Annotated in this window: 19 protein-coding genes and 1 pseudogene; 9 read left to right on the top strand and 11 right to left on the bottom strand. The window is 56.0% G+C overall.

The features are described from left to right. The first annotated feature begins 153 nt into the window (after window positions 1–153). Window positions 154–4,194 (top strand): non-ribosomal peptide synthetase, encoded by a 4,041-nt coding sequence (locus AD944_RS07150; RefSeq protein WP_045541710.1) that lies wholly within the window; start codon window positions 154–156, stop codon window positions 4,192–4,194. Window positions 4,195–4,226: 32 nt separating this feature from the next. Here the strand turns inward: AD944_RS07150 and AD944_RS07145 are convergent, their stop codons facing one another. After that, complete coding sequence (locus AD944_RS07145; RefSeq protein WP_061474808.1) at window positions 4,227–5,477, bottom strand: glycosyltransferase; 1,251 nt, start codon at window positions 5,475–5,477, stop codon at window positions 4,227–4,229. Between the two features lie 451 nt (window positions 5,478–5,928). On the opposite strand from AD944_RS07145, the gene AD944_RS16345 reads away from it, so the two are divergent. Further along, window positions 5,929–6,777, top strand: a complete 849-nt coding sequence (locus tag AD944_RS16345) for an acid phosphatase (RefSeq protein WP_236709152.1) — start codon at window positions 5,929–5,931, stop codon at window positions 6,775–6,777. A gap of 198 nt (window positions 6,778–6,975) precedes the next feature. Here the strand turns inward: AD944_RS16345 and AD944_RS07135 are convergent, their stop codons facing one another. Continuing rightward, the gene (locus AD944_RS07135; RefSeq protein WP_045541704.1) at window positions 6,976–7,677 is read right to left on the bottom strand and encodes a hypothetical protein; all 702 of its coding nucleotides are present in this window, start codon (window positions 7,675–7,677) and stop codon (window positions 6,976–6,978) included. Between the two features lie 255 nt (window positions 7,678–7,932). On the opposite strand from AD944_RS07135, the gene AD944_RS07130 reads away from it, so the two are divergent. Further along, window positions 7,933–8,415, top strand: coding sequence for a hypothetical protein (locus tag AD944_RS07130; RefSeq protein WP_045541703.1), 483 nt, complete (start codon window positions 7,933–7,935; stop codon window positions 8,413–8,415). A 112-nt stretch (window positions 8,416–8,527) separates the two neighbouring features. Here AD944_RS07130 and AD944_RS07125 read toward each other — a convergent pair whose 3' ends face one another. The 5 genes from AD944_RS07125 to AD944_RS07105 form a co-directional block, all read right to left on the bottom strand. Beyond that, complete coding sequence (locus tag AD944_RS07125) at window positions 8,528–9,622, bottom strand: branched-chain amino acid aminotransferase (protein ID WP_006558853.1); 1,095 nt, start codon at window positions 9,620–9,622, stop codon at window positions 8,528–8,530. 180 nt (window positions 9,623–9,802) lie between these two features. Further along, entirely contained in the window at window positions 9,803–10,099 is a 297-nt protein-coding gene (locus AD944_RS07120; protein WP_045541702.1) for a hypothetical protein, read from the bottom strand. 28 nt (window positions 10,100–10,127) lie between these two features. Then, window positions 10,128–11,072 (bottom strand): alpha/beta hydrolase, encoded by a 945-nt coding sequence (locus AD944_RS07115; protein WP_045541701.1) that lies wholly within the window; start codon window positions 11,070–11,072, stop codon window positions 10,128–10,130. Between the two features lie 682 nt (window positions 11,073–11,754). Then, a complete protein-coding gene (locus AD944_RS07110; protein WP_179946464.1) occupies window positions 11,755–12,573 on the bottom strand; it encodes a mechanosensitive ion channel family protein in 819 nt (272 codons plus the stop codon). A gap of 418 nt (window positions 12,574–12,991) precedes the next feature. Further along, window positions 12,992–13,537 (bottom strand): hypothetical protein, encoded by a 546-nt coding sequence (locus AD944_RS07105; RefSeq protein WP_045541700.1) that lies wholly within the window; start codon window positions 13,535–13,537, stop codon window positions 12,992–12,994. Window positions 13,538–13,916: 379 nt separating this feature from the next. Between AD944_RS07105 and AD944_RS07100 the strand changes: the two genes are divergently transcribed. The 3 genes and pseudogenes from AD944_RS07100 (at window position 13,917) to AD944_RS07095 (ending at window position 15,385) form a co-directional block, all read left to right on the top strand. Further along, window positions 13,917–14,750 (top strand): hypothetical protein, encoded by an 834-nt coding sequence (locus AD944_RS07100; RefSeq protein ID WP_145912789.1) that lies wholly within the window; start codon window positions 13,917–13,919, stop codon window positions 14,748–14,750. Between the two features lie 22 nt (window positions 14,751–14,772). Next, window positions 14,773–14,892, top strand: a pseudogene (locus AD944_RS17395) (IS481 family transposase); the annotation flags it as partial. 238 nt (window positions 14,893–15,130) lie between these two features. Further along, window positions 15,131–15,385 carry a hypothetical protein gene (locus AD944_RS07095; protein ID WP_045541699.1) on the top strand — a complete coding sequence of 85 codons (255 nt, stop codon included), beginning with the start codon at window positions 15,131–15,133 and terminating at the stop codon, window positions 15,383–15,385. 273 nt (window positions 15,386–15,658) lie between these two features. On the opposite strand, the gene AD944_RS07090 is transcribed toward AD944_RS07095, so the two are convergent. After that, window positions 15,659–15,883: a hypothetical protein gene (locus tag AD944_RS07090; protein WP_045542020.1), complete on the bottom strand. Its 225-nt coding sequence runs from the start codon at window positions 15,881–15,883 to the stop codon at window positions 15,659–15,661. Here AD944_RS07090 and AD944_RS07085 point away from each other — a divergent pair. Further along, window positions 15,882–17,366 carry a protein adenylyltransferase SelO gene (locus AD944_RS07085; protein ID WP_045542019.1) on the top strand — a complete coding sequence of 495 codons (1,485 nt, stop codon included), beginning with the start codon at window positions 15,882–15,884 and terminating at the stop codon, window positions 17,364–17,366. The two genes, AD944_RS07090 and AD944_RS07085, sit on opposite strands and share 2 nt — an antisense overlap. Before the next feature lie 15 nt (window positions 17,367–17,381). On the opposite strand, the gene AD944_RS07080 is transcribed toward AD944_RS07085, so the two are convergent. Then, window positions 17,382–18,137 carry an ABC transporter ATP-binding protein gene (locus AD944_RS07080; protein ID WP_045542023.1) on the bottom strand — a complete coding sequence of 252 codons (756 nt, stop codon included), beginning with the start codon at window positions 18,135–18,137 and terminating at the stop codon, window positions 17,382–17,384. Window positions 18,138–18,424: 287 nt separating this feature from the next. Then, the gene (locus tag AD944_RS07075) at window positions 18,425–19,510 is read right to left on the bottom strand and encodes a FecCD family ABC transporter permease (protein ID WP_045542022.1); all 1,086 of its coding nucleotides are present in this window, start codon (window positions 19,508–19,510) and stop codon (window positions 18,425–18,427) included. Between the two features lie 458 nt (window positions 19,511–19,968). On the opposite strand from AD944_RS07075, the gene AD944_RS07070 reads away from it, so the two are divergent. Together AD944_RS07070 and rpoH are read left to right on the top strand one after the other, a co-directional pair. Next, on the top strand, window positions 19,969–20,943 hold the full coding sequence (locus AD944_RS07070) for an RluA family pseudouridine synthase (protein ID WP_045542021.1): 975 nt from the start codon (window positions 19,969–19,971) through the stop codon (window positions 20,941–20,943). Window positions 20,944–21,446: 503 nt separating this feature from the next. Next, window positions 21,447–22,334 carry an RNA polymerase sigma factor RpoH gene (gene rpoH / locus AD944_RS07065; RefSeq protein ID WP_045542018.1) on the top strand — a complete coding sequence of 296 codons (888 nt, stop codon included), beginning with the start codon at window positions 21,447–21,449 and terminating at the stop codon, window positions 22,332–22,334. Between the two features lie 406 nt (window positions 22,335–22,740). On the opposite strand, the gene AD944_RS07060 is transcribed toward rpoH, so the two are convergent. Beyond that, entirely contained in the window at window positions 22,741–22,941 is a 201-nt protein-coding gene (locus AD944_RS07060; RefSeq protein WP_045542016.1) for a hypothetical protein, read from the bottom strand. Between the last annotated feature and the right edge of the window lie 37 nt (window positions 22,942–22,978).

Genomic DNA, 22,978 nt, shown 5'->3' with positions numbered 1-22,978 from the left:
AATAAGCCTATTGCTTCAAAAAAATACCATTCTGGCCAAGAAAAGATTTTTCTCTTCAAAAAGGGATGATACGCCAACTGTGTGACTGCCAAGCAAAGAGAGAACAGCGTGATCCCGGTGCGCATCTTTGCGTTTTGATACAGGGAGCCTGTCATGAAGACCGTGCCGGAAACCCGTTTGCCCCTTACCACAGCCCAGCGCGGCGTCTGGATGGGGAGCCTGCTGCGCACGCAGGGGGGCACGTTCAACATTGCAGAAGCGGTGGAAATTCTCGGCCCGGTTGATCCTGCCCTGTTTCGCACAGCCCTTGCACAGGTGGCGCAGGAGGCAGAAACCACACGGGTAAGCATCCGCATGGGGGCGGATGGGCCTTATCAGGTTATCCTGCCCGCACTGCGCTGCCCGCTGCCGTTTATGGATTTCTCCACCCGGCCAGATGCTGCTGCCCAGGCGCAACACTGGATGATGGAGCGCATCAGCCAGCCGGTTGATCTGGCTGAAGATCCGTTATGGACCTGTGCTCTGTTCAAACTTTCTGCTGACAGGTTCATCTGGTTTCACTGCTGCCATCATATTGCGCTGGATGGTTTTTCAGGTGGCCTGATTGTGGCGCGCGTGGCTGAACTGTACAGCGCCATGGCGGACGGACGACAGCCCGCGCCCTGCACGTTCCTGCCGCTTGAGCGGCTGGTGGCGCAGGAAGCAGCCTACCGCACCAGTCCGCGCCGGCAGAAAGATCAAGCCTATTGGCAGCAGCAGCTTGCCGCACCGCCGGAGGCCGTTACGCTGGCGTCCCCTTTGCCCCCCGCATCGCCGGAGGCCTCCTTGCAGCGGCTGGGGTTTGTAGAGCGCAGCGCCCTTATTCCTCCATCCACGGCGGAGCGGATGCAGTCTCTGGCGCAGCAGGCCGGGGTGACCCTGCCGCAAATGCTGACAGCCCTGCTAAGCACATATGTTTTTCGCCTGACAGGGCAGGAAGACCTCACACTGGGTATGCCGGTGACGGGACGTACGGACCGTGAAATGCGGCGCGTGCCCGGCATGGCCGCAAATGCCGTGGTGTTGCGGTTTGCCATGGCTTATACACTGGGTTTTTCAGATCTTCTGCTTCAGGTGCGGCGCGCTTTGCACGGAGCGCTCCGGCATCAGGCCTTCCGGTATGAGGATCTGCGGCGCAGCCTCGGCTTTCATGATACGCAGCAGCATCTCTCACGTATTGGTATCAATATTGAGCCATTTGACTATCACCTTTCCTTTGGCGGTAGCCCGGCACGGAACCGTAACCTCAGCAACGGGGTAATGGAAGATCTGACATTTTTTGTTTTTGACCGTCAGGATGGGCAAGGGCTGGCGCTGTCTCTTTATGCCAACCCGGAGATGTATGATGGCCCGATGCTGGCGCAGCATCTGCGGCATATCATGCGTTTGATAGAAGCCATTCTTGCAGATCCCACCCAACCCATCGGGGCCTATCCTCTGGTTGATGCCGCAGAGCGCACCGCCCTGCTGGCGGATGAGGCCGCAACGGCCCGCAACTGGGGGCCGCAGGCTCTGGTGGCAGATCTGGCGCGCCACGCAGCCTACACCCCGACAGCCCCGGCGGTAACAGACAGGCTGGGCTCCGTGCCGTACGCGGTTCTGCTACAAACCGCGCAGAATGTGGCGGAGCGTTTGGCGGCCTGCGGCATTGGCCCCGGTGATGTGGTGGGCCTGATGCTGCCCCGAGACCGCCGACAGGTGATCGGCATGCTTGCCGCCATGATAACGGGCGCTGCATGGCTTTCGCTTGATAAATGTGGTCCGCGTGAACGTAATGCGGCCATTATTGCCAATGCCCAGCCCGCCCTGTTCCTGACCGAGGACAGTCTGCCAACAGGCCTGCCCGATGGAGCCGCCGTTCTGGGGCTGGCGGAAGATGGTTCTCCTGCAACACAGTTTTCCATGCCAGATACTCAGCGGGTGCCTGTGGTGGCGCAGGGCACGGCCTATGTCATTTACACGTCTGGCACTACCGGCACGCCAAAAGGCGTTGTGGTGCCATGGACAGCGCTGACCAACCTGCTGTGCAGCATGCAGGAGAAACTGGCGTTCAGCACGCAGGAGTGCTGGTTATCCGTTACCTCTGTCACGTTTGATATTTCCATTCTGGAACTGCTGCTGCCGCTTCAGGCCGGTGCGCATCTGGTTATCGCCAGGCGCGAGACGGTGACAGACCCGGCACTTCTGGCTACTGCTGTGCAACAGCATGGCATCACCTTCATGCAGGCAACGCCAACCTTGTGGCAGATGCTGGTGGGGGCAGGGCATGGCGGCAGTCTGGCGCAGGTGCGGGTGCTTTCCGGTGGTGAACCTCTGCCTCTTCCCTTGGCCCGAACACTTCTGAAACAGGCGCGTTCTGTCTATAATGTTTACGGCCCTACCGAGACTACAATCTGGTCCAGCCTTCACGAGGTTACGGCAGAAGATGGCGTGCGGGGGCAGCCCATTCCGGCGGGCAGACCGCTGGCCAATACGCAGTGTTATGTTCTGGACCCGGCGGGCAGCCTGCTCCCTGTGGGTGTGGCTGGGCAACTGGCAATTGGCGGCGCAGGCATGGCCACCGGCTATCTGCACCGGCCAGATCTGACACAGGCTGTTTTCCGGCCAGATCCCTTTCATCACACACTGCAGAGCCGCCTTTATCTTACCGGAGATCGCGCCATCCGGCAGGCAAATGGCGTGATTACCGTGCTGGGGCGCACAGATGCCCAGATCAAGATAAAAGGCGTGCGGGCCGAGCCTGCGGAAATTGAAGCCGCGTTGCTCACGTTGCCGGGAATTGTACAGGCCGCAGTACGGGTTTGGCCTCGTGCACAGGGACCGGTTCTGGTGGCCTATCTGGTGCCCGCGGCCTTCGCGCAGGCGGAGAGCATCACGCCAGAGGAAGAAGCCCGAAATTTCGCTCTGTTTCGCACGCATCTGAACGGGCGTCTGCCTGCGCAGATGGTACCCTCCCGCTTTGTGGTGCTTTCCGCCCTGCCGCTTACGGCTTCTGGTAAGCTGAACCGAAAAGCTCTGCCGGAGCCAGAGGAGGCTGCGCATACGCCGCAGCAGGAAGTGCCGCAAACCGCGGAAGAACAGCTTCTGTTCACCCTGTGGGCTGAAATTCTGGGGCGGAAAGATTTTGGCATTTCCGAAAATTTTTTTGATCTTGGCGGAGACAGTCTTGCTGCCGTGCAGGTTGCCACGGCCTTGACGGAGCAGGGGTATGAACTGCCCGTGGCATCCCTGTTCGGTGCGCCAACCATTGCGCGGCTGGCTCCCCTTTTGCAGCAACAGCATGCTGTAGAAGACATTTTTCAGGAAACAGTTGTACCCTTGCGGGCTGAAGGCACAGGCCAGCCGGTGTTCTGTTTTCCGCCCATTCTGGGTGTGTCTCTGGGTTTTACTGCCCTGCTGCCACATATTCCTGCTGAAAGACCCGTTTATGGCTTGCAGGATATGGGGCTTTTACGTGGCCTCAATCCTCCTCAAACCATTCAGCAACTGGCTGACCTCTATCTGGAGCAGATCCGCGCTCTTCAGCCGCACGGGCCGTACAGTTTTGTCGGCTGGTCTATGGGGGGACTGGTGGCGCATGCCGTGGCCGCCCGCCTGATGGCAGAAGGCGAGAGCCTTTCCGCGCTGGTTATGCTGGATACGTATCCATTGCATGATCTGGCTGCGCTGGAGGCAGGGCAGGGCCTTGTCCGTATGGAGGATGCATGGCTTGTCAAAAATGCTATTGCCATGCTGGGGCTTGATTTTTCTGAGACTATGCCAAACACGCTGGAAGATCTGGCTGACCGGATTGTAGAGATCATGCTGCCGGAAGCACAGGCTTTTGCGTTGGATGATGCGGCCTTTGCAACCATCCTGCAAGCCATGCGGCATGTGGTCAGCCATAATCTGGAAATGATGCGCAACTGGCAGCCCCAACAGGTGCAGGCAGATCTGCTGTTTATGCGAGCCACGCAGCGCGGCGCGGAAGATGTGGTAGATAATCCCGCTTTCTGGCAGCGTTACATAACAGGCAGGCTGGTTGTGACGGATGTGCCCTGCACCCATATGGCAATGCTGGACGCAGAAAATGCAGCGTTTATTGCAGAGCATTTTCTGGAACATGAGCAGCAGAACCAGAGGAGAGCCAAAGGCTGCCTGAACAGTCAGCCGTGAAACCACACAGGCGAAGAGTTTTTCAAAAACCCTTATAGAACATTCCATTTCTCAAGCTGTGTGATGGCATTCTGCACACCATTTTCCGCCCGGACCTGCGTGCCAAGGCGGCTGGCATTGGCCACCATGTGCGGGGATGTTGCCTGAAGCATGGCATCACCCAGTGTATGTGCGGTCAGGCTGCGCAGGTTCTGCGTGGGGGTGGCAACGCCAATGCGGTGTAATTGCCAGCCCCAGAAATACTGGTCCCCCACAAAGGGTACGGGCACGGTGGGAATACCGGCGCGCACTGCGGCGGCGGCCGTGCCTGCTCCGCAATGATGCACCGCCAGCCGCATTTGTGAAAAAAGCCATTCATGCGGAACATGATCCACGACATGAATATGTGCGGAATTTGGCAGAAACCGCCTGAGGTTGGACCAGCCACTCCCTACCACAGCGCGCAGGCCCGCACGCTGCACGGCGTCCCGCACTGTGGCGGCCAATGTTTCAGCTTCTCCGCTCAGCATACTGCCAAAGCCGATATAGGCGGGTTTGTCTCCCGCCTGCAAAAACCGGGCCAGATCTGTATCCGGCGTATAGTCAGCATTTTTTGCAGATACAAAATACCCAGGCATGGCAATGCGCGCAGGCCATTCCGGCTGGCGTGGCACCACATGCGGGCTGAACCCAAACAGGATACGCCCGCCGGTGGCCTTGGGGTCATGCCATGGTCCTTTCAGGGGGTAAGGGGGCAAATCCAGTGCTTTGCGCATGTCATTTGCTGTATGGCGCAGCAGAAGCCACGCTGTCTGGCGCAGGGTGCGGTGCAGCGCAAACGTAACAGATGCGGGCAGGAGGCGGGGCCTGAACCACACAGGCGGCAGCGCATGGCTGGCTTCCAGCGGTTGCAACTGGGTTTGCACAAAAGGTACCTGCAACCGCTCGGCCAGACTGGCGGCTAATAACGAGACATTGCCAGAGCCAATCAGCAAGGTTGCGCCTTCAGCTGCTTTCAGCCCCTGAGCGGGCCAGTCCTGCGCCATGCGGCGTGTTTCAGCCACGACTACACGTGCCGCCGCCAGGCCGCTGCGGCCATCCAGAGCCTGAGGGTTATGGCGCATCATTCCGGCAAAATCGGCGGTCAGGGGAGCAAACTCCAGCCCTGCCTTGGTAATGTTGGCCTTGAAACCGGGGTCCGCCGCCAGCCTTACGGCATGTCCACGGGCCAGAAGCCCTTCACCAAGGGCAATGTGGGGGCGCACATCCCCTTCCGTGCCAACGGTCATGATAACAATTGTCATACTCTGCGTTGCACCTGATTGCTGTGGGTCAGACCGGCTGTGTCCTGAAGTCTCTAAAAGCCAGTCAGATTTTACCAGTATCTGGCGCACAAGATAAGGGTGGATAATCCGGCATAACGTGAAGAAAGGGGCACCTGTCTCAAAACTTTCACATAGAGGGCGCGTTCACATGCTGTAAAATCCTTTCGCCACACACCCTGCATGTATGAACCCCAAGGGGTTCGGAAATGATGGGAGGGCGGCAGATAAAGGATGTGAGACGTTCAAACGGCTGCCCGTACTGCCCCGGCAGGATCAGCCGCAGGGCGGTAGAAGAGGAAGCGCGGTTTTGAGAACAGGAAACGGACAGTCAGCCCCCGTGCCAGTCAGGCAGACTCTTTTTAGCGTGGTGCAAGGTCACGGTGTCAGGGCAAGGGTTCTTATTCTTTCTCTGGTTTCTCTGGGAGCGCCCTTGTGCACTTTCGTCCCGGCACAGGCAGATTCTCTGCATTCCGCACAGCCTCACCCGTCACCAGTCACACGGCAGACGCACACTGCGCTTCCGCACGGGCATGGCGCCGCGCACTCACAGCCGCAGGCATCGCGGTCCTCGCCGTATCTCACGCCAGATACGCAGCCGGACCCCACACAGTATCTGCCGCCGCCGCCTCAGCCGGGGAGCCTGCGGCATCAGACGGACGAAAAAGCTTTTGCTGTCACCCGTGGTTGGAAGAATGATGCGCGTTGGGCGCTGGCAGCCTCCGATGCAAAATTGCAGCTTCCTGATCTGCTCAACAGTTTTTCCTGTGCGGCAGGCTTTGTGATTGATGCCGCCAAAGCGCCGCATCTGGTCGCGCTGCTGCGGAATATGGGCAATACGGAAGTGCCCGATATGTGGAAAGGCAAGGATTACTGGCGGCGCACCCGCCCCTTTGTGGGCACGGATAACGCCATCTGCACGGAAGAGGATCGGGAAGATATTGCCAAGACCGGCGCTTATCCTTCCGGCCATACCATGCTGGGGTGGAGCCTTGCCCTTGTGTTGACCGAATTGCTGCCAGACCGCAGCACCGCCATTCTGCAACGCGGCCGCGTATTTGGTGAAAGCCGCATTGTGTGCGGTGTGCATTGGGAGAGCGATGTGCAGGAAGGCTATCTGGCAGGGGCCGCCGAGGTCGCGGCCATGCATGGCAGCGCCGCTTTTCGCGCCGATATGGACGCCGCCCGCGCGGAACTGGCCGCCCTGCGCGCCACGGCCCCTAAGCCCGATACAAAGCAGTGCGAGATTGAGCACGAAGCCGCCATTCACTCTCCGCTGTAATGGCGGAGACGGTTTGGGGGCGCTTCTCCATTTTCAGCACGTAAACAGATTTTATAACGCTAGACGCCGCCATTCCTCTCTAGAAAATATCAGCCGTCTCCCTGTGGAAGGACTGGTGGTATAATAAGAAACGGGACCGGTGATAAATTTTTATAAGTCCATATTATTATTCATAGGGTGAGGGGCTTTTCAGCGGTTCTAAGGCGTGTTTTCCACTGGTCGGCACATCATTTCTTGAGCTGGTTTTTCTTTAGCGACCTGTCGTGAGGTTGCGACATTCGCTTCAAGTAATACAAAACCACCAATGGTAGACATCACAACGCAAGCGCACTGGAGTGCCACAAAAAACTTGCTGCCTGTCCAGTTGCCAGACGCATTGCTGGTCAATAGACGCACATTTTTAGCTCGTTCGCGTGCTATAAAAAGATCTATCTGCTTTGAAACAAAGTCTTTTGCTGGTTTTCTTGATAATATTTCATCCCATTTTTCTTTTGTCCGATCCATTATTTGCGGATTGAAAGTTGCGGTTGTGTTGGCAAAAAAGCGTACCATTTCCAATATGACAAACATCACACTCCCGCAAAAAACCAGACCAAATGCACGATCGACCCATACGATACGAGAGGTAAGCCAGTCATCTCCTGCATGATGTGTCGTCCAGCTACTTATCGCAAAGACTATCAAAAACAGCATGCCACCATTGGATAAAGAAATAATCTTTCCTGACTCAATCCCCACCTTCTGGGCATCACTCTCTACAGAGCTAATAAACGACATGGTTTTTTCAAAGGCTTCTGGATATTTTCTGTGAGCTTCGCCAAGCCAATCATAATCACGCTCGCTTCCACGTGTATGACGAGCCTGTAGCTCTCGTGCTTTCCACTTCGTTCTAAAGCTCATTAAATCTCTCCTTAAATTATTATGACGGGACATTACGTGAGTAAATGGGATAAAATGATCGTGTGGCAACAGCCCGCACTTTCGTGAGTCTGGTCAATAGGGTTCCGACTGTCTCCAGTTCATCACAAACAGCTATGCAGTCCGTCCTATCATTCAAAGCCTGCCAGTTCCCTAGAACCTTTCAGGGTACAGGCCTATAATGGTGAAAGAAAACGTTCTTGCGGAAGATTTATTGAAAATAGAAGGTATTTTTTTGTGAAACAGAAGAAAGATAATTTCGTTTTCAAATTAAAAAATATAAAAATCATAATCTTATATTTTCTGGTGTTTTCATTTTTAGTTTTGAACCATTCAGAGGCCGCAGATTGTCATTGGGAGAATGCTGTTTATTCGTCTGAGGGCACAGAAAATATCGGTCTTAAGGTGGTGCCTCAAAGTATCACCCAATCAGGATACTACAACGAGATAGAACTCTATGAAAAAGATGGGAACAGGAAAATCCTGATTCTCGATCAGGGATCAAGCGGGAGAGTTTTTGCGTATTCCCTGCCCGATAAAAAAGCGTTCACAGAGCTCATATTTCTGAAAGACGGGCTGCATATTACAGCTTTTACGCCGGAAAAACGGAAACCAGCGCCAGATGCGGTTATTGTGACTGATCTTGAAAATATCCTGCTGCCTAAAGGGCGCATTCGCCCGGATATTCAGTTATTTCACCTGACGAAATGTGTGCGTTGAAGTCGATTTTTCAGATCATTCAAATGGTGTGAGCAATGCCTCTTTACCCAATGGGGCAGAAGCATTGCGCACATTTTTCATTCTGGTCTGCTGTTGAGAGTAGCTAGCCGCCTCAGCCGACTTTGTGCACCCAGCCATGTGGGTCTGGCGCACGGCCAAACTGAATATCACACAGCGTCTTGCGCAGGTCAGCCGTCACATCGCCCGTCTGGCCGTTGATCACATGCGTGCCTTCGGCGCTTTTCAACGTACCGATGGGCGTGACCACGGCTGCGGTGCCACAGGCAAACAGTTCACGCAGGCGGCCAGATTTGGCATCCGCGTAAAGCTGGTCAATGGCGTAGGGTTCTTCCTTCACCGTCAGCCCCTTGTCCCGTGCCAGTGTCAGCAGGGAATCACGGGTGATGCCGGGCAGAATGGTGCCTTCCAGCGGCGGGGTCTGCAGGGTGCCATCATCCAGAACGGCCATGATGTTCATGCCGCCCATTTCTTCAATCCACTTGCGTTCTGCGGCATCCAGAAACAGCACCTGATGGCAGCCGTGTTCCTTGGCTTCCTGCTGGGCGGTCAGGCTGGCGGCATAGTTGCCACCACATTTGGCTTCACCCGTGCCGCCACGAGAGGCGCGCACCGTGCGTTCTTCAACCCACACGCTTACTGGCCCCGCATCTTTGGAGAAATATTCCCCAGCAGCGCAGGCAATCACAATAAACTTGTATTCAGAAGCGGGCTTCACACCCAGCGCGGCTTCCGTGGCAATCATGAAGGGGCGCAGATACAGCGTGCCCACTTCCGGGTCCGGAATCCAGCCAGCATCAATTTTCACAAGCTGGTTCACGGCGTCCAGAAACAGTTCTTCCGGCACTTCCGCCATGGCCATGCGCTCGGCAGATTTGCGGAAGCGGCGGGCGTTGGCGTCCGGGCGGAACAGTTGCGCATCCCCGTTGGGGGCGCGGTAGGCCTTCATACCCTCAAAAATTTCCTGCGCGTAGTGCAGCACAGAAGCAGCGGGGTCCAGCACCAGCGGCTGGCGGGGCAGAATCTGCGGCGTGTGCCAGCCCTTGCCCTCGGTGTAGGTCACAACGGCCATATGGTCAGAAAAGACACGACCAAAGCCGGGGTTCGCCAGCAAGGCAGCGCGTTCTTCCGGGCTGACAGCATCGGTCTTAGGGGTGATCTGGAAGACTGTCTCTCTCGTCGTGCTCATAAGTTCTGGCGTCTCCGCGGCCTTGGTGTGCTGGACGTGTGGTGTCCGTCTGGGTCTGTGTCGTGCAGGCGTGTTGCTTACGGGCAAAAATCAGGCGGGTAAGAAACAAACCTGCGCGGCTGCGTTCAAAGTGGGCATTTACCTACCATGTTCGCACAGACAGGGCCAGAGCACGCGCCGTCAGTCAGACTCGCCCCATCTCCAGCGCCATCCCCCTTGCGTGTGGGAGCGACAGACCCAGAAAAAGAGGGCCGTTGCAATAATATCAAGCAAAATAACGCCAACCAGTAAGGAGGTCGTGTGGCGGAAGGGCAGGAAAGGAAGCGCAAAAGAGGAACCCAGCGTCACGGCAAGAAAAAGGCCCAGGGTAGCCCATCCCTGCCATGTAATAGGGGTGCCTGCGCCATAGCCGAAGCGTTTGGGGGCAAACCATGCAGCGCGTGGCGTTGGCTTGGTTTCAGTGTGTTCAGAAACCATGTGTCCTTCCTTATCTCATCCCAGCCTTTCAGGTCAGGCGGCGGATGGCTTCCACAACGTCCCGCTGCACCCGCTCAGCCAAAGGTGAGGGGAGTAGATCAAACGCATGCACGGCATTGGCGTACACAATCAGATCTGTCGGAACACCAGCCTGCCATAACCGCTGCGCAAACGTCACGTCCTCATCCCTGAACAGATCAAGCGCTCCCGTTATCAGGAAGGTTGGCGGCAGGCCGGACAGATTACGCATGAAGGCGGGAGAGAGATAACCAAATGCCGGATCATCCGCTGCCAGTGTGCCCCGCACCGCAGACCACGCATGCTGGTTCTGGGCTCGTGTCCAGACAAACTCGCCTGTTGTCGGGTCATCCGTTAGGGCGTCCGGGCCGCCCGTGCGCAGGTCCAGCATGGGATAGATCAGGATCTGCGCCCGCAGCGGCACCTGTTTCCGGTCCCGCGCCAGAAGCGCTGTAGCGGCAGCCAGACATCCGCCTCCGCTATCCCCCATGATGCTGATACGGCTGGAGTCTCCCCCTAGGTCCGTGGCATGGGCAGACAGCCACAGGAGCGCTGCATACACATCCTCCAGCCCGCCGGGAAAAGGCGTTTCAGGTGCGAGCCGATAATCAACGGACACAATCAACGCCCCTGTTGCGGCGGCCACTCTGGCATGGGTGCCAGCCTGCATGTCCGGCGTACCCGCAATCATGCCGCCCCCATGCACGTACAGAATGACCGGCGCGGGACCATTGGCCTCGGGCGGCCGGAAGATCAGAACCCGCACCGCAGGGGCATTGGCGGGGCCGGGTATCACCCTTTCTTCATACGCCACAGTATCAGACCCCAACAGAGCAGTTGTGCCTTCCGCAAGATCACGCCGGAAGACCTCCAGATCTCCTCGCGCAGGGTCAAAGGAGGGGAATGACCCTACCCTCTCGCGCTGATGGGCATCGACCAGTTCAAAGGTGGTCATAAAAATCACTCTCCCTGCTCGCCGGGCCGCTTGAAAGGGAGAACGATCCCATCCAGTAGCGCCTGCATGATCAAACTGAACAGGGATCATAAGCAGCACTCAGATGAGAACAACGCATACCGCGCTAAAGTGACAGGCTAGGAGACCCGGATGGAGTCACAAATGCGTGTCTGTGTGGTGTGGCAGAATGGGGTAAAAAGTCAGGGATGCAAGAACCTGAAGTGAGATGGATATTGATAACTATATTATTTTTAGTTATTTTTTAGAGAATGTCTTCGGGAAATGGTGTTGAGTCTGCGGAGCCAATACGCACATTCGCAGTGTTGGTCTGAGTGTCTTCAGCCCATAAAAAAGATGTAAACCATGCCGCGTGGTGCGGAGCTCTTTGAAAGGTGTGAGCTTCCTCTGGAAGGGAGGAATATTTCCGTAAAGAAGCGTGCGTGCTTTAGCCTTGCTTAAAGTCGCGTATCAACTATGCCCGTGTGATCAATTTATGAGGGTGTCACGTGCCTCGTAAGAGGCAATATTTGAAGAGTATTGCTTCCTGCATGATTGTGTGTGTCAGGAAGAGAATATTCTAAATTTTTTTGAAAGCGAAAGTATTTTCAGATGTTTCTTGCACAAATCATGCCCACCTGAAAGAGGGGTGGGTTTCAGGAGCTTGTCCTGAAACCCGGGTGGATCATGCCGCCGTGCGTGCGGTTACCCCAAGGCGATAGCCTTCTTTCTGAAGCACTTTGATGGCTGCCTCTGAATATTTTGCGACCAGAGGGGCAACGTTTCCGGGGGCGCACCAGAACCCAAGTGTTACCTGAATATTTGCAGCTTTTGGTAAAAAGGAAACAGAGGGGGCGGGGCTTTTAAGAACCAGTTCATCCTGCTCTGTCAGGCCAAGCAGCAGGGCTCGGGCTTTATCAATATCATCATTGTAATCAATCAGCAGTGTGACCGAACCCAGAAGCCTGTCAGTTTCAGAACTGTTGACCACAATGTTGTTTGATAATGTTCCGTTGGGAACATAAATGATCTCATTATTTGCATCACGCAGAACAGTGCGGAACATTTCAATGGATGTCACGGTGCCTGAACTGCCACCCGCTGTAATGGAATCCCCAACCTTGAAGGGACGGAACAGCAGGATCAGCACACCGCCCGCAAAGTTGGCAAGGCTACCCTGCAACGCCATGCCCACGGCCAGACCAGCGGCACCCAGAACAGCAACAAAGGATGTTGTCGCAATCCCGACCATGGAGGCCACGCTGATCAGCAGCAGGGCCTTGAGGAACAGCCCCACAACACTCAGCAAAAACCCGCGGAGTGTGGGTTCGATATGGCTTGCCTCCATCATGCGGCCCATGGCGCGCGTGACCGCGTTGACAAGTTTCCAGCCAACAAAAAGAACAAGCAGCGCCAGCGCAAACTGACTGACGTAACCCAACACAATAGGCAGCAACCCATTCAGTTGCGACCAGATTGAATGAACCTGATTTTCCATGACCATCCTTGCGTTATCTTTTGCGTCCACTACGTGGCAGTATGCACCGTCCGCTTCTGCAAGATATAATAGGATATCTTGCCCCCATCCGTCACGCCCTTGCGCTTACAAGATAACTGAGGGGGCTTTTTGTTGCGGCTCTACAAAGCGGAGCTATGCGGTAATCAAATGACGGGATAAGGGAGCTTGTTCGCCTGAATGGATTTAAGAAGGTTTATGACTATTTTCAGAAAACTGAGAAAAAACGTGAAGGAACTCGGATGACAGGATGTTCTACCCGTTCACTATGAAGAAAGTTGACGGGCATTGTGGGGCTGGAGGGAGGCGGCTGTCTGCGAACATTAACTCAATACCGGAGCAGGATTGTAAAATCTTTCCCGGTGGAAGCAATGAACGATGATGGGATATATAAAAACATTAGATTTCACGTAAATTTTCCAGCTATAAATTGCCAGTTCCATTTGGCATCTTTGCCTGCAGCTTCGAGACCTGAGTCCGCTTCAAATTTTTGCCCTAGTATCGTCTCGAGACTTTTCCTGCGATCTTTGCACTCTTGGTGCGTGTCGGTGAGCAGAACGCCAAGGTACATTGCAATTCTTGTCTGTTCCGATAATCGATTCATTTTTTCAAGATCAGCGAGCACTTTCCATCCGCGGCGATCTCTTTCGTCGCAAATCTTTAGCTCAACGATAGCAATTGGTTTTTCTTCCTGATAGAGTGCAACGTCTGCTCTTAAACTACCCATACTCTCAATGCACTGGTCGTCTATTGTGCCCCCTAGCTCTTTAATAATTGTGAGATATGGTCTTTCGACGTGAGCCTGAAAATTTAAATCACGGTTCAGTCCAATCGCAATTTGTCCGCCGAGAAATATCTCAGGAACCTCGTTGTCCTGCCTGATCCCAGAGACAGTGCGATATGTTTTAACTGCCTCAGCTCCATGACGTGCGATACTCTGACTAAGTTTCATATTTTACTCGGTGTTGGTGAGAGGAGCAGAATTGGAACGACCTCTAAGAATACTAGAGTGGTCATATGTGAGCGGAAGAAACAAAATATTGGTGTTATAGAAGGTGTCCATCTGTGTTACCTTGACGGAAGAAATAAATCATTTTCGTCAATAAATAACAATATAAACTTATGATTTTTTGAAGGAATGTGAAGAAATACGGTGCGCGGAAAGTCTGCTTCAAAAGCCATGAATTTTTCATATGTGGTGCCTGTTGGCAGGGGACGATAACATGCCAGACCCATCTCAGGATTGTGAAAGTTATAGGCAGCTCTGTTTGCAAATGACGCATTTATTATCAAAGGTTTTCTTGGTGTTTTGTGGCTGCATGTTTGCTGCAATGGCGCACGCTCAGACAAAAGAAGTGCTTGTGCCCACAATGTTTGAAGCCGGACATTTCTATGTTACACCGACTGCGCGGACGGGCTACACACCCCGGTTGATTGTGGATACGGGAGGGGCCGGATTTGGCGGCCTGTATGCTCTTCGTAGAGACATTGTCTCCCGTCTTGGCGGGACAGTAACAACCTGCAAACAGCCTGATTTCAAGGTGGGTCTTGTCGGCGGAATTTCATTTCGCACAGGTGCCGGTTTGCCCTCCGTAACGCAGCCGCGTCCTTGCGGGGCAGATGCTGTTATTCTTGATGCTGATGCAGGCGTGAAGGCTGCGGATGGTATGCTTGGGGCGGGCTATCTTTCCCATTTTATCTGGACATTTGACTATCCCGCCAAAAAAATTCTGCTCGAACCACAAGACTGGCACCCAGATCCGCATGCAGTGCGTGTTCCCCTCTCGTTTGTGCATAATCAGAACGGTGAGCGTGGCAGTGATTTTCCTGAGGTGACTCTCATGATAGATGGCGAACCCGTTCCTCTGTTGTTTGATACGGGAGCAACAGCGTTTCCCACACCTGCCGGGCTGACTGCACAGCATATCCCCACCGTAAAAGGAGAGGGTGTAAAATCATATATTATAAAAAGTGTTTTTGAAAAATGGCATGCCCATCATCCAGAATGGCGGATTGTCGAGAACGGTGACAGCCTGATACAGGGGACGCGCCTGATTGAGGTGCCGGAAATCACATTGGGCACACAGCGCGTTGGCCCTGTGTGGTTTACGGAACGGCCTGATAGAAATTTCGGGCTGGAAAGGATGAGCCTCTGGATGGGGTAGACGGTAGTAGGTGCTGCGGGGGCAAAGGCTCAAGAGCCTAAGTGGCCTCACGCCCTACGAATATGTCTGCCAAATCTGGACTTCAGAGCCAGAAAAATTCATTATCAATCCAACCCGTCAAATCCCGGGACTAAACACCTAATGCAAGGCTCGCCTTTTCCTCGTTTACTATGATAACCTAAAAGCAACCTTAACTACAGTATGGCCTAGGTCACTGTAGATGGGGCTGATCGTAAAAATTTGGGCACATGAAATCAAAATGAAAACGCATCATGTCATAATGATATTTTTTTTTCTCATTTACAGTAACAACAACAGATATTAATGCAGCCCCTAAAAATAAAGATTACTACAATTCTTTTTTTAGAAAAGAAAAAATTATGAATGATCTAAACTTTATTACCCATGATCCTGAGACCATTGATGTTTATGGGAAAAGAAAAAAATATTATGAATATGAAAATTATCACGATAATTATAACGAAAATGGAAAAAATGTTAAATTTCCCATTATCGGTGATGTTAATATCCGACTAGGAAATGGAGATGATAGACATGATCATCAAACTGGGAGTTATATTGCTCCTTATGGGGAGGCTTATTCCATAGATACAAATCATATGTTTGATCGATAAGACTTCAACATAATATATGAGTATATAAAAAAGAAAATATAAGAATACAATATGATAAAATATTTATCATAATCAAAAATTATATTTAGACATAAAAATAAAAAAGATGATGCTATTATCTGCGGGCGCTTCCGTATTACGATTGATTACCCGCATGAGGCATTATGGATCGATCCATAATGCCAAACCAGTGGCAGCACTTACATCTGTCAGCACGGATAACGTCTGCGTTGCTGTGCGCCAACGGTGTACCGGGTATCGCTTTTCTATTCCTCAACTGGTGTCTGGCTGAAAAATTGTCTGCGTGTCATCACGCTGCGCGCTGTCACGCACCAGCGGAGGAGGCTGAGATGAGAGCATCAGCAAAAACCCGCAGTTCAAACATAGGCGCATCTCGTGCGTTCGGGGTTTCAGGGCAGGCGTTGCGGCAGTAGGGTAGAGGCTGTGCAGCCCAAGGGTGCGTGCAAGCAGGACACAACGCTGGGTGGTCAGAGTCATGAACAATTTTTCTCTCGAACAAACGTACGCCAGCCTGCCGGAGCGGTTTTACGCTCAGGTAGAACTTTCCCCCGTGGCAGCGCCACAGCTTATAAAGCTGAATGAAAAACTGGCGGAGGCGCTGGGGCTGGATACCGCATGGCTGGCCAGCCCGGCGGGTATCGCCATGCTGGCGGGGCAGGCCATGCCGGAAGGCGTGCAGCCGGTGGCGCTGGCCTATGCGGGCCATCAGTTCGGTAACTTTGTGCCCCGGCTGGGGGATGGTCGCGCCCTGCTGCTGGGGGATGTCACGGATAGCGCAGGCAAAACATGGGAGATCCAGCTTAAAGGCTCCGGCCGCACCCCGTTTTCCCGCCGGGGGGATGGCCGCGCGGCTCTGGGCCCCGTGCTGCGTGAATATGTGGTGAGCGAGGCCATGGCTGTGCTGGGCATTCCCACCACGCGCTCTCTTGCCGCCGTGCGCACGGGCGAGACCGTGCTGCGCGAAACACCATTGCCCGGCGCGGTGCTGACCCGTGTTGCCGCCAGCCATATCCGTGTTGGCACCTTCCAGTTTTTTGCCGCGCGGGAGGATGAGGCCGGCCTGCGCCTGCTGGCGGATTACGCCATTGGCCGCCATTATTCTGATGCCGCGCAGGCTGAAAACCCGTATCTGGCCCTGCTGGAAAGCGTGATTGCTGCACAGGCCCGGCTTGTGGCGCAGTGGATGCTGGTGGGCTTCATTCATGGCGTGATGAACACGGACAACATGTCCATCTCTGGCGAGACGATTGATTACGGCCCCTGCGCCTTTATGGAGCAGTATGATACCTCAACCGTGTTCAGCTTTATTGATGAACGGGGCCGCTACGCTTACGGCAACCAACCCAGCATGGCGCTGTGGAACCTGACCCGTCTGGCTGAAGCCCTGCTGCCTCTTCTGGCTGAAAATGATGACACGGCGGTCGAGATAGCCCAGACCGCGCTGGGGGCTTTTGAACCGCAGTTCCAGACCGCCTATCTGGCTGGCCTGCGCGCCAAGCTGGGGCTGAAGACAGAGCAGGAAGGGGATATCGCCCTCGCGCGCACTCTGTTGGAAACCATGAAGAACGACCAGCTTGATTTCACCCAGACTTTCCGCGCACTCAGCCAGACAGAGCTTCAGGAAGGGTTGGCCAATACGCCAGATGCCGTGTTGCTGCCCGATACGCTCACCCCGCTGGGCGCGTGGCTCAAACAGTGGCAGGCCCGGCTGGAACAGGAACCGTCATGCACGCCAGCGCAACGCGCCGCCACCATGCGGCGGGTGAATCCCTGCTACATTCCGCGCAATCATCTGGTGGAAGAAATGATTGTGCAGGCTGTTACCGAGGACGATTACACCCTGTTTGAGACATTGCAGAGCGTGCTGGCCAATCCCTATCAGGAGCAGCCGGGCCGGGAACGCTACGCCCTGCCTGCAAAACCTGCCGAGCGCGTGCGCCATACCTTCTGCGGCACGTAGGTTGCTTTTTCAGCCTTACGCAATGCCGTCCACGCTGACAAAGCTGCGCTCATCCGTACCGTGCTCAATCCGGGCACGGATGCGATAGGTCTCGCGCAGCAGGGCAGGGGTCAGCACATCCGCTGGCGGGCCGGAGGCCATGATGTGCCCCTCGTGTAAAACCGTTACGGTATCTGTCAGGTTCAGTGCAATATTCAGGTCGTGCAGCACAATAACCGTTACAAGCTGGCGGGCGGTGGTCTCCCGCCGCAAAACGGTCATCACGGCAAACTGATGGTGCAGATCAAGCGCGCTCAGCGGTTCATCCAGTAACACCGCTTCCGGAGTGCGGCTGAACGCCTGCGCCAGCCCCACCAGTTGCCTCTGCCCACCAGAAAGCTCATCCAGCGGGCGTAACGCCAGCGGTGCAATGCCAAACTGGGTCAGCCGGTCCAGCGCGTCCCGCACGGCATCATCGTGCTGTGGGGCCTGAAACCCGCCGCCGGTATGGCTGGCGGCCATCAACGCTTCCAGCACCGGCAAATGCACGGGGGCTGGCAGATCCTGCGGCAGATACAGACATTTGCGCGTGCGTGCGGTGAGGGACATGGCAGAAAGGTCCTCGCCATTCAACGTCACGCAGGCAGAAGACGGCAACAGCCCAGCCATGGCGCGCAGCAGGGTGGATTTACCACTGCCATTAGGCCCAAGCAGGGCGTGAATGGTGCCGCGTGTGAAGGGTCCCGCCGTAACATCATGCAGCACAGTGCGCCTGCCAAACCGCACGGTCACATTCCGCGCTTCAAGCCCATTGCGGTCTGATGCCCCCGTCTCTGGTGCCCCAGCCTCTGGTCCTTCCGAGTTCGGGCGTGCCGTATCCACGTTTGCTGTGGCAGCGTCGCCAGTGTTTGGCGAGGTGCTCGCGCTGTGTGCTGTGCCCGGCTGTGCCTCAGCAGACGTGAACGCAGCAGGGGCGGAGAGAGCGGCCTGACAGTTCTCCTCGCCCCCAGCCCCAGTTTCTGGCGAGCGGGAGGATGATTGCCTGGGCGCGGGCGGATGTTCCGGGGAAGGACGCATGATCAGGACATCCCCTGCCGACGCAGCACAATGGCCACAAAAAAAGGAATGCCCACCAGTGCCGTCACAATGCCGGTAGGCACCACAACCCCCGGTGCCAACACCCGCGCCACAGTGGAAGATAGCGAGAGAATAAGGGCCCCCGCCAGCATGCTGCCCGGCAGGTAAAATCTGTGGTCTTCCCCCAGCAGACGGCGGGCGATATGCGGGGCAACCAGCCCCACAAACCCGATAATCCCCACAAACGCCACGGCCAGCGCGGAAAGCAGACTGATGCGCAATAGCGCCGCCCGGCGGATCTGGGGCACGTTCACGCCAAGGCTGGCTGCCCGTTCTTCCCCCATGCGCAGGGTGGTCAGGCTCCATGCGGAGCGAAAGGAGAAGACAGCCACCACCGCGCCCACGCCTGCCAGCAGGCCGAGTTTGGGCCATGTGGTGCGTGTCAGATTGCCCATGGTCCAGAAGACCAGCTCCTGCAACGCGTCCTCATTGGCGACAAACTGAATAAGGGAGACCAGCGCCTGAAAGGTGAACACCAGCGCAATGCCAAACAGCACCACCGTGCCCGTGCTGGCGTGGCGGCGGTGGCTCACCACATCCAGTAACCCTACGGAGCCAACAGCAAACACAAAGGCATTGGTGGCAATCAGCCAGCTTTCTCCCACACCGGGTAGATGCCAGCCCAGCACAATGGCCAGCGATGCACCGAATGCGGCGGCAGCCGAAACACCCAGCGTAAAGGGGCTGGCAAGGGGATTGGCCACCACGGTCTGCATTTCCGCCCCCGCCAGCCCAAGGGCCGCGCCCACACATACCGCCATCAGTGCGTAAGGCAGCCTGATCTGCCACACAATCACCCGCTCCATGGGCGGCGCAGCCTCCGGGTGCAGCAGAATATGCAGCAGATGCCACGGGCTCAGGCCAGAAGGCCCCACCGAGAAATCCAGCGCCAGAGAGACGAGAATGGCTACCGCCAATACCGCCAGCAGCAGCACGCGCCTGCGCACCATGGCGGCATAGGCCACCTGCAGGGCTTCCACCGGGTCAGGCGGGGCAACGGCAGGGGTGGGGGTGGGCAGATCACTCATGCCGGGAGTGTATCCCATCAGACATGGCCCAGCCATAGCCCCCTGCCGCAAATGCTTGACGTCGCCCAAGTGAGTAGGCTTTGTGCAGGACTCCCGCTTGCTCCTTAGGACAGGATGAGTTTTTGAAGAACCCCGGCACGCCTGCTCCCACGCCAGACCAGACACCCGATAAGACAAAGGCCTCTCACCCTGCCGGGGCGGCGCAGCCCGCACCCGGCGGCGCACGGTCATCCCGGCGGCGTACGCACGTGCAGGCAGAGGATGATAATGCAGATGCAGGCATGCCCGGCCCCAGAAAAGCAGGCCGGAGCAAAAAAGGCGGCAAGGACGCAAAGCGCGAGGCCCCCGCCCGAGCCGAAACCAGCCAGCCAGCTTCTCAATCACAGGAAGAGGGCGCCCCGCCGCAAGATGCGCCACCGTCACGCGCCAGCCATGCTCCCCATCCGGCGGGTGGGTCTATGCTTACAATTGTCGTGCAGCCCGAACAGGCAGGCGAGCGTGTGGACCGCTATGTGTCCGCACAGTCCGGCACACTCTCGCGTTCCCGTGTGAAGGGGCTGATAGAAAGCGGCCATCTCCAGTGCGGCGCAAAACAGATTACGGAACCAGCGGAAAGCGTGCGGGCCGGTATGGAACTGGTGCTGCACATTCCCCCCGCTACCCCCGCCGTACCGCAGGGCGAAGCGGTGCCGTTCGAGATCTTTTATGAAGATGATGATCTCATTGTGCTCAACAAACCTGCCGGGCTGGTGGTTCATCCTGCGCCGGGCAATGAAACCGGCACATTGGTGAACGGCCTGATCGCCCATTGTGGCGAGAGCCTGAAGGGCATTGGCGGGGAGCGCAGGCCCGGCATTGTGCACCGGCTGGACAAGGATACATCCGGCCTGATGGTGGCTGCCAAAACAGAAAAGGCACATCTTGCCCTTTCGGATGATTTTGCAGCCCGCCGCATAGACCGCGCCTATCTGGCGTTCTGCTGGGGCTGCCCCAACCCTGCGGAGGGCGATTATGAAGGGGATATCGGGCGGGACAAGCGCGACCGCAAACGCATGACCATCACTACCCACGGCGGCAAATGGGCGCTGACGCATTACCGCACCTTGCAGGCGTTTGAGATGGGGGCCGCCCTTGTCACCTGCAAACTGGCCACGGGCCGCACCCATCAGATCCGGGTGCATTTTTCAGCCAACGGGCACCCGCTGATAGGGGACCCGGTCTATCTGCGCCGCGTTCCTGCCGCTGCCAAACTGCTCACGCCGGAAGGCCGTGCCGCCGCGCTGGATTTCCCCCGGCAGGCGCTGCACGCCACCCGTCTGGGCTTTACGCACCCGCGCACAGGCGAGGCCCTGCTGTTTGAAGCCCCCATGCCGGAGGACATGCAGGCGCTGGGCGAAGCCCTGGGCATGACACCGCTGAAAAAGGCGGTGTGAAAACTCTGAAAGGCTGGTCGGGCGAGTCTGGGAATGCAGGCGGAGGTTTGGTTTCGCAGCCTGATGGCTTTTCCTCACGCGCTCCCAAGCCTGTTTTTTCAGGCCACTCATCCCTTGTCAGCCCCGTAGGCTGAAGGGTCAAGCAGCCGCTGAAAAGCTGGAAGAGCGAGCAGGCAAAGAGAAGTCTTTCTGCGGCCACGAGTCCCGCGTGGTCAGGCAGGAAACGCATAGCTCACATTTGCGTTAATCAAACAGGATCGTCCGATTTTCTTGACAGTGTGGTGATTCGGGCGCACCCTAGCTCACCATTCCCGTGCGTCTATCATAGGTGCCGGAGCGGGCGTCTCTTCCCTCGTGCTGCTCATTTCGGGGGGCGAAGGAAGAGGATGTAAGTCTTTTTCACTTGTTGGCCGGAACTCGCCTCTTTCCAAACGGTTCTTTAATGGGCTGCCCCCAGTCCACTGCACCGCAGGGAGCTTTCCGGTTCAAGGGAGTGCTGACCCATGGTTTCTTCTGTTATCAATGTTCGTCCTGAAAACAATCTGTCAAGATACCTTCAGGATATTCGTAAGTACCCTATCCTCACACCGGAAGAAGAACTCCGTCTTTCCCATCTGTGGAAGGACAAAGGAGATGTGACCGCCGCGCACAAGCTGGTCACATCTCATCTGCGTCTGGTTGCCAAGATCGCCATGGGTTATCGCGGCTACGGCCTGCCGGTGAACGAGCTTATCAGCGAAGGCAATGTGGGCATGATGCAGGCCGTGCGCCGGTTTGATCCGGACAAGGGCTTCCGCCTTGCCACCTACGCCATGTGGTGGATTCGTGCCGCCATTCAGGAATACATCCTGCATAGCTGGTCTCTGGTCAAAATGGGCACCACTGCCGCGCAGAAAAAACTGTTCTTCAATCTGCGCCGCCTGAAAGGGCAGATGCAGGCCATTGATGATGGGGATCTTCAGCCGGAACAGGTGAACAAGATCGCCACCACGCTGGGCGTGCCCGAGCAGGATGTGGTGAACATGAACCGCCGCATGGCGGCACCCGATCACAGCCTGAACGCCCCCATGCGCACGGATGAAAGCAGCGAGTGGCAGGACCGTCTGGTTGATGATCAGCACAATCAGGAAGAAGTCTACGCCGAGAACGAGGAGCTTTCAGGCCGCAAGGCGCTTCTGGCTTCTGCCATGGACACGCTGAATGACCGTGAAAAACATATCTTCACGGAACGCCGCCTGAAGGATGAACCGTCTACGCTGGAAGACCTTGCGCATGAATATGGCATCTCCCGTGAACGGGTGCGCCAGATTGAAGTGCGGGCCTTTGAAAAAGTGCAGGCAGCCATGAAAAAAGAAGTGGAAGCCCGCCGCAGCGCCGCGCAGGAAAGCTGATAAAGCGGCTTTTATCCCACGGTTTGCTCAGCAGGGCCGGACACAGTTCCGGCCCTGTTTTTGTTTGGATGACGCTTGCTGTCAGGGAGAAGATGCGCTCCGCGTAGCCCCAAGCCCCAAAGTCAATCAGGGCGCGGGACCTATTTTCCAAGCAGTCCTTTTCGGAGGGGGCAGGGAAGCAAGTGATCGGTATTGCTCAGATGATGAGCTTGACCCGGAGGGGAGTTAAAAGCCTCCAGCGCGCCTTTTCTATCCGCGGCACTCTCAATGAGGTGTGATTCTGATGGGACAAAAAAGGAGGGTTTCGAGGACCCTCCTTTTTATAAAGGCTTGAAAAAGGCATTCCTGCTTCAGCCCAATAAAATACATTGGCAGGCAGGAACGCCCCGTCAGAAAGCCTGAGGGATCAGGCGTATTGGTTCATCATTGTGGTCTGAGCGTCTGGTTCCACAAGATACGGGCCTGCGGCGTGAATGCTCAGGGAGAGGAGCGCCATGGTGTCAGTGGTCAGCAGATCGCCCAAGGGCAGAACGGCGTTACCGTTGGTCCAGGCATGGGTTTTGCCTTTAGTGTCAGCATGCCAGCCTGCGGGTTTGCTGTCTTCCACGCGGATTTCTCACACTTGAGGCAATTTCGGGTCATTT

This window comes from Acetobacter tropicalis, from assembly GCF_001580915.1.
Classification (GTDB): Bacteria; Pseudomonadota; Alphaproteobacteria; order Acetobacterales; family Acetobacteraceae; genus Acetobacter; species Acetobacter tropicalis.
This window is presented reverse-complemented; position numbering and strand designations above follow the sequence as displayed.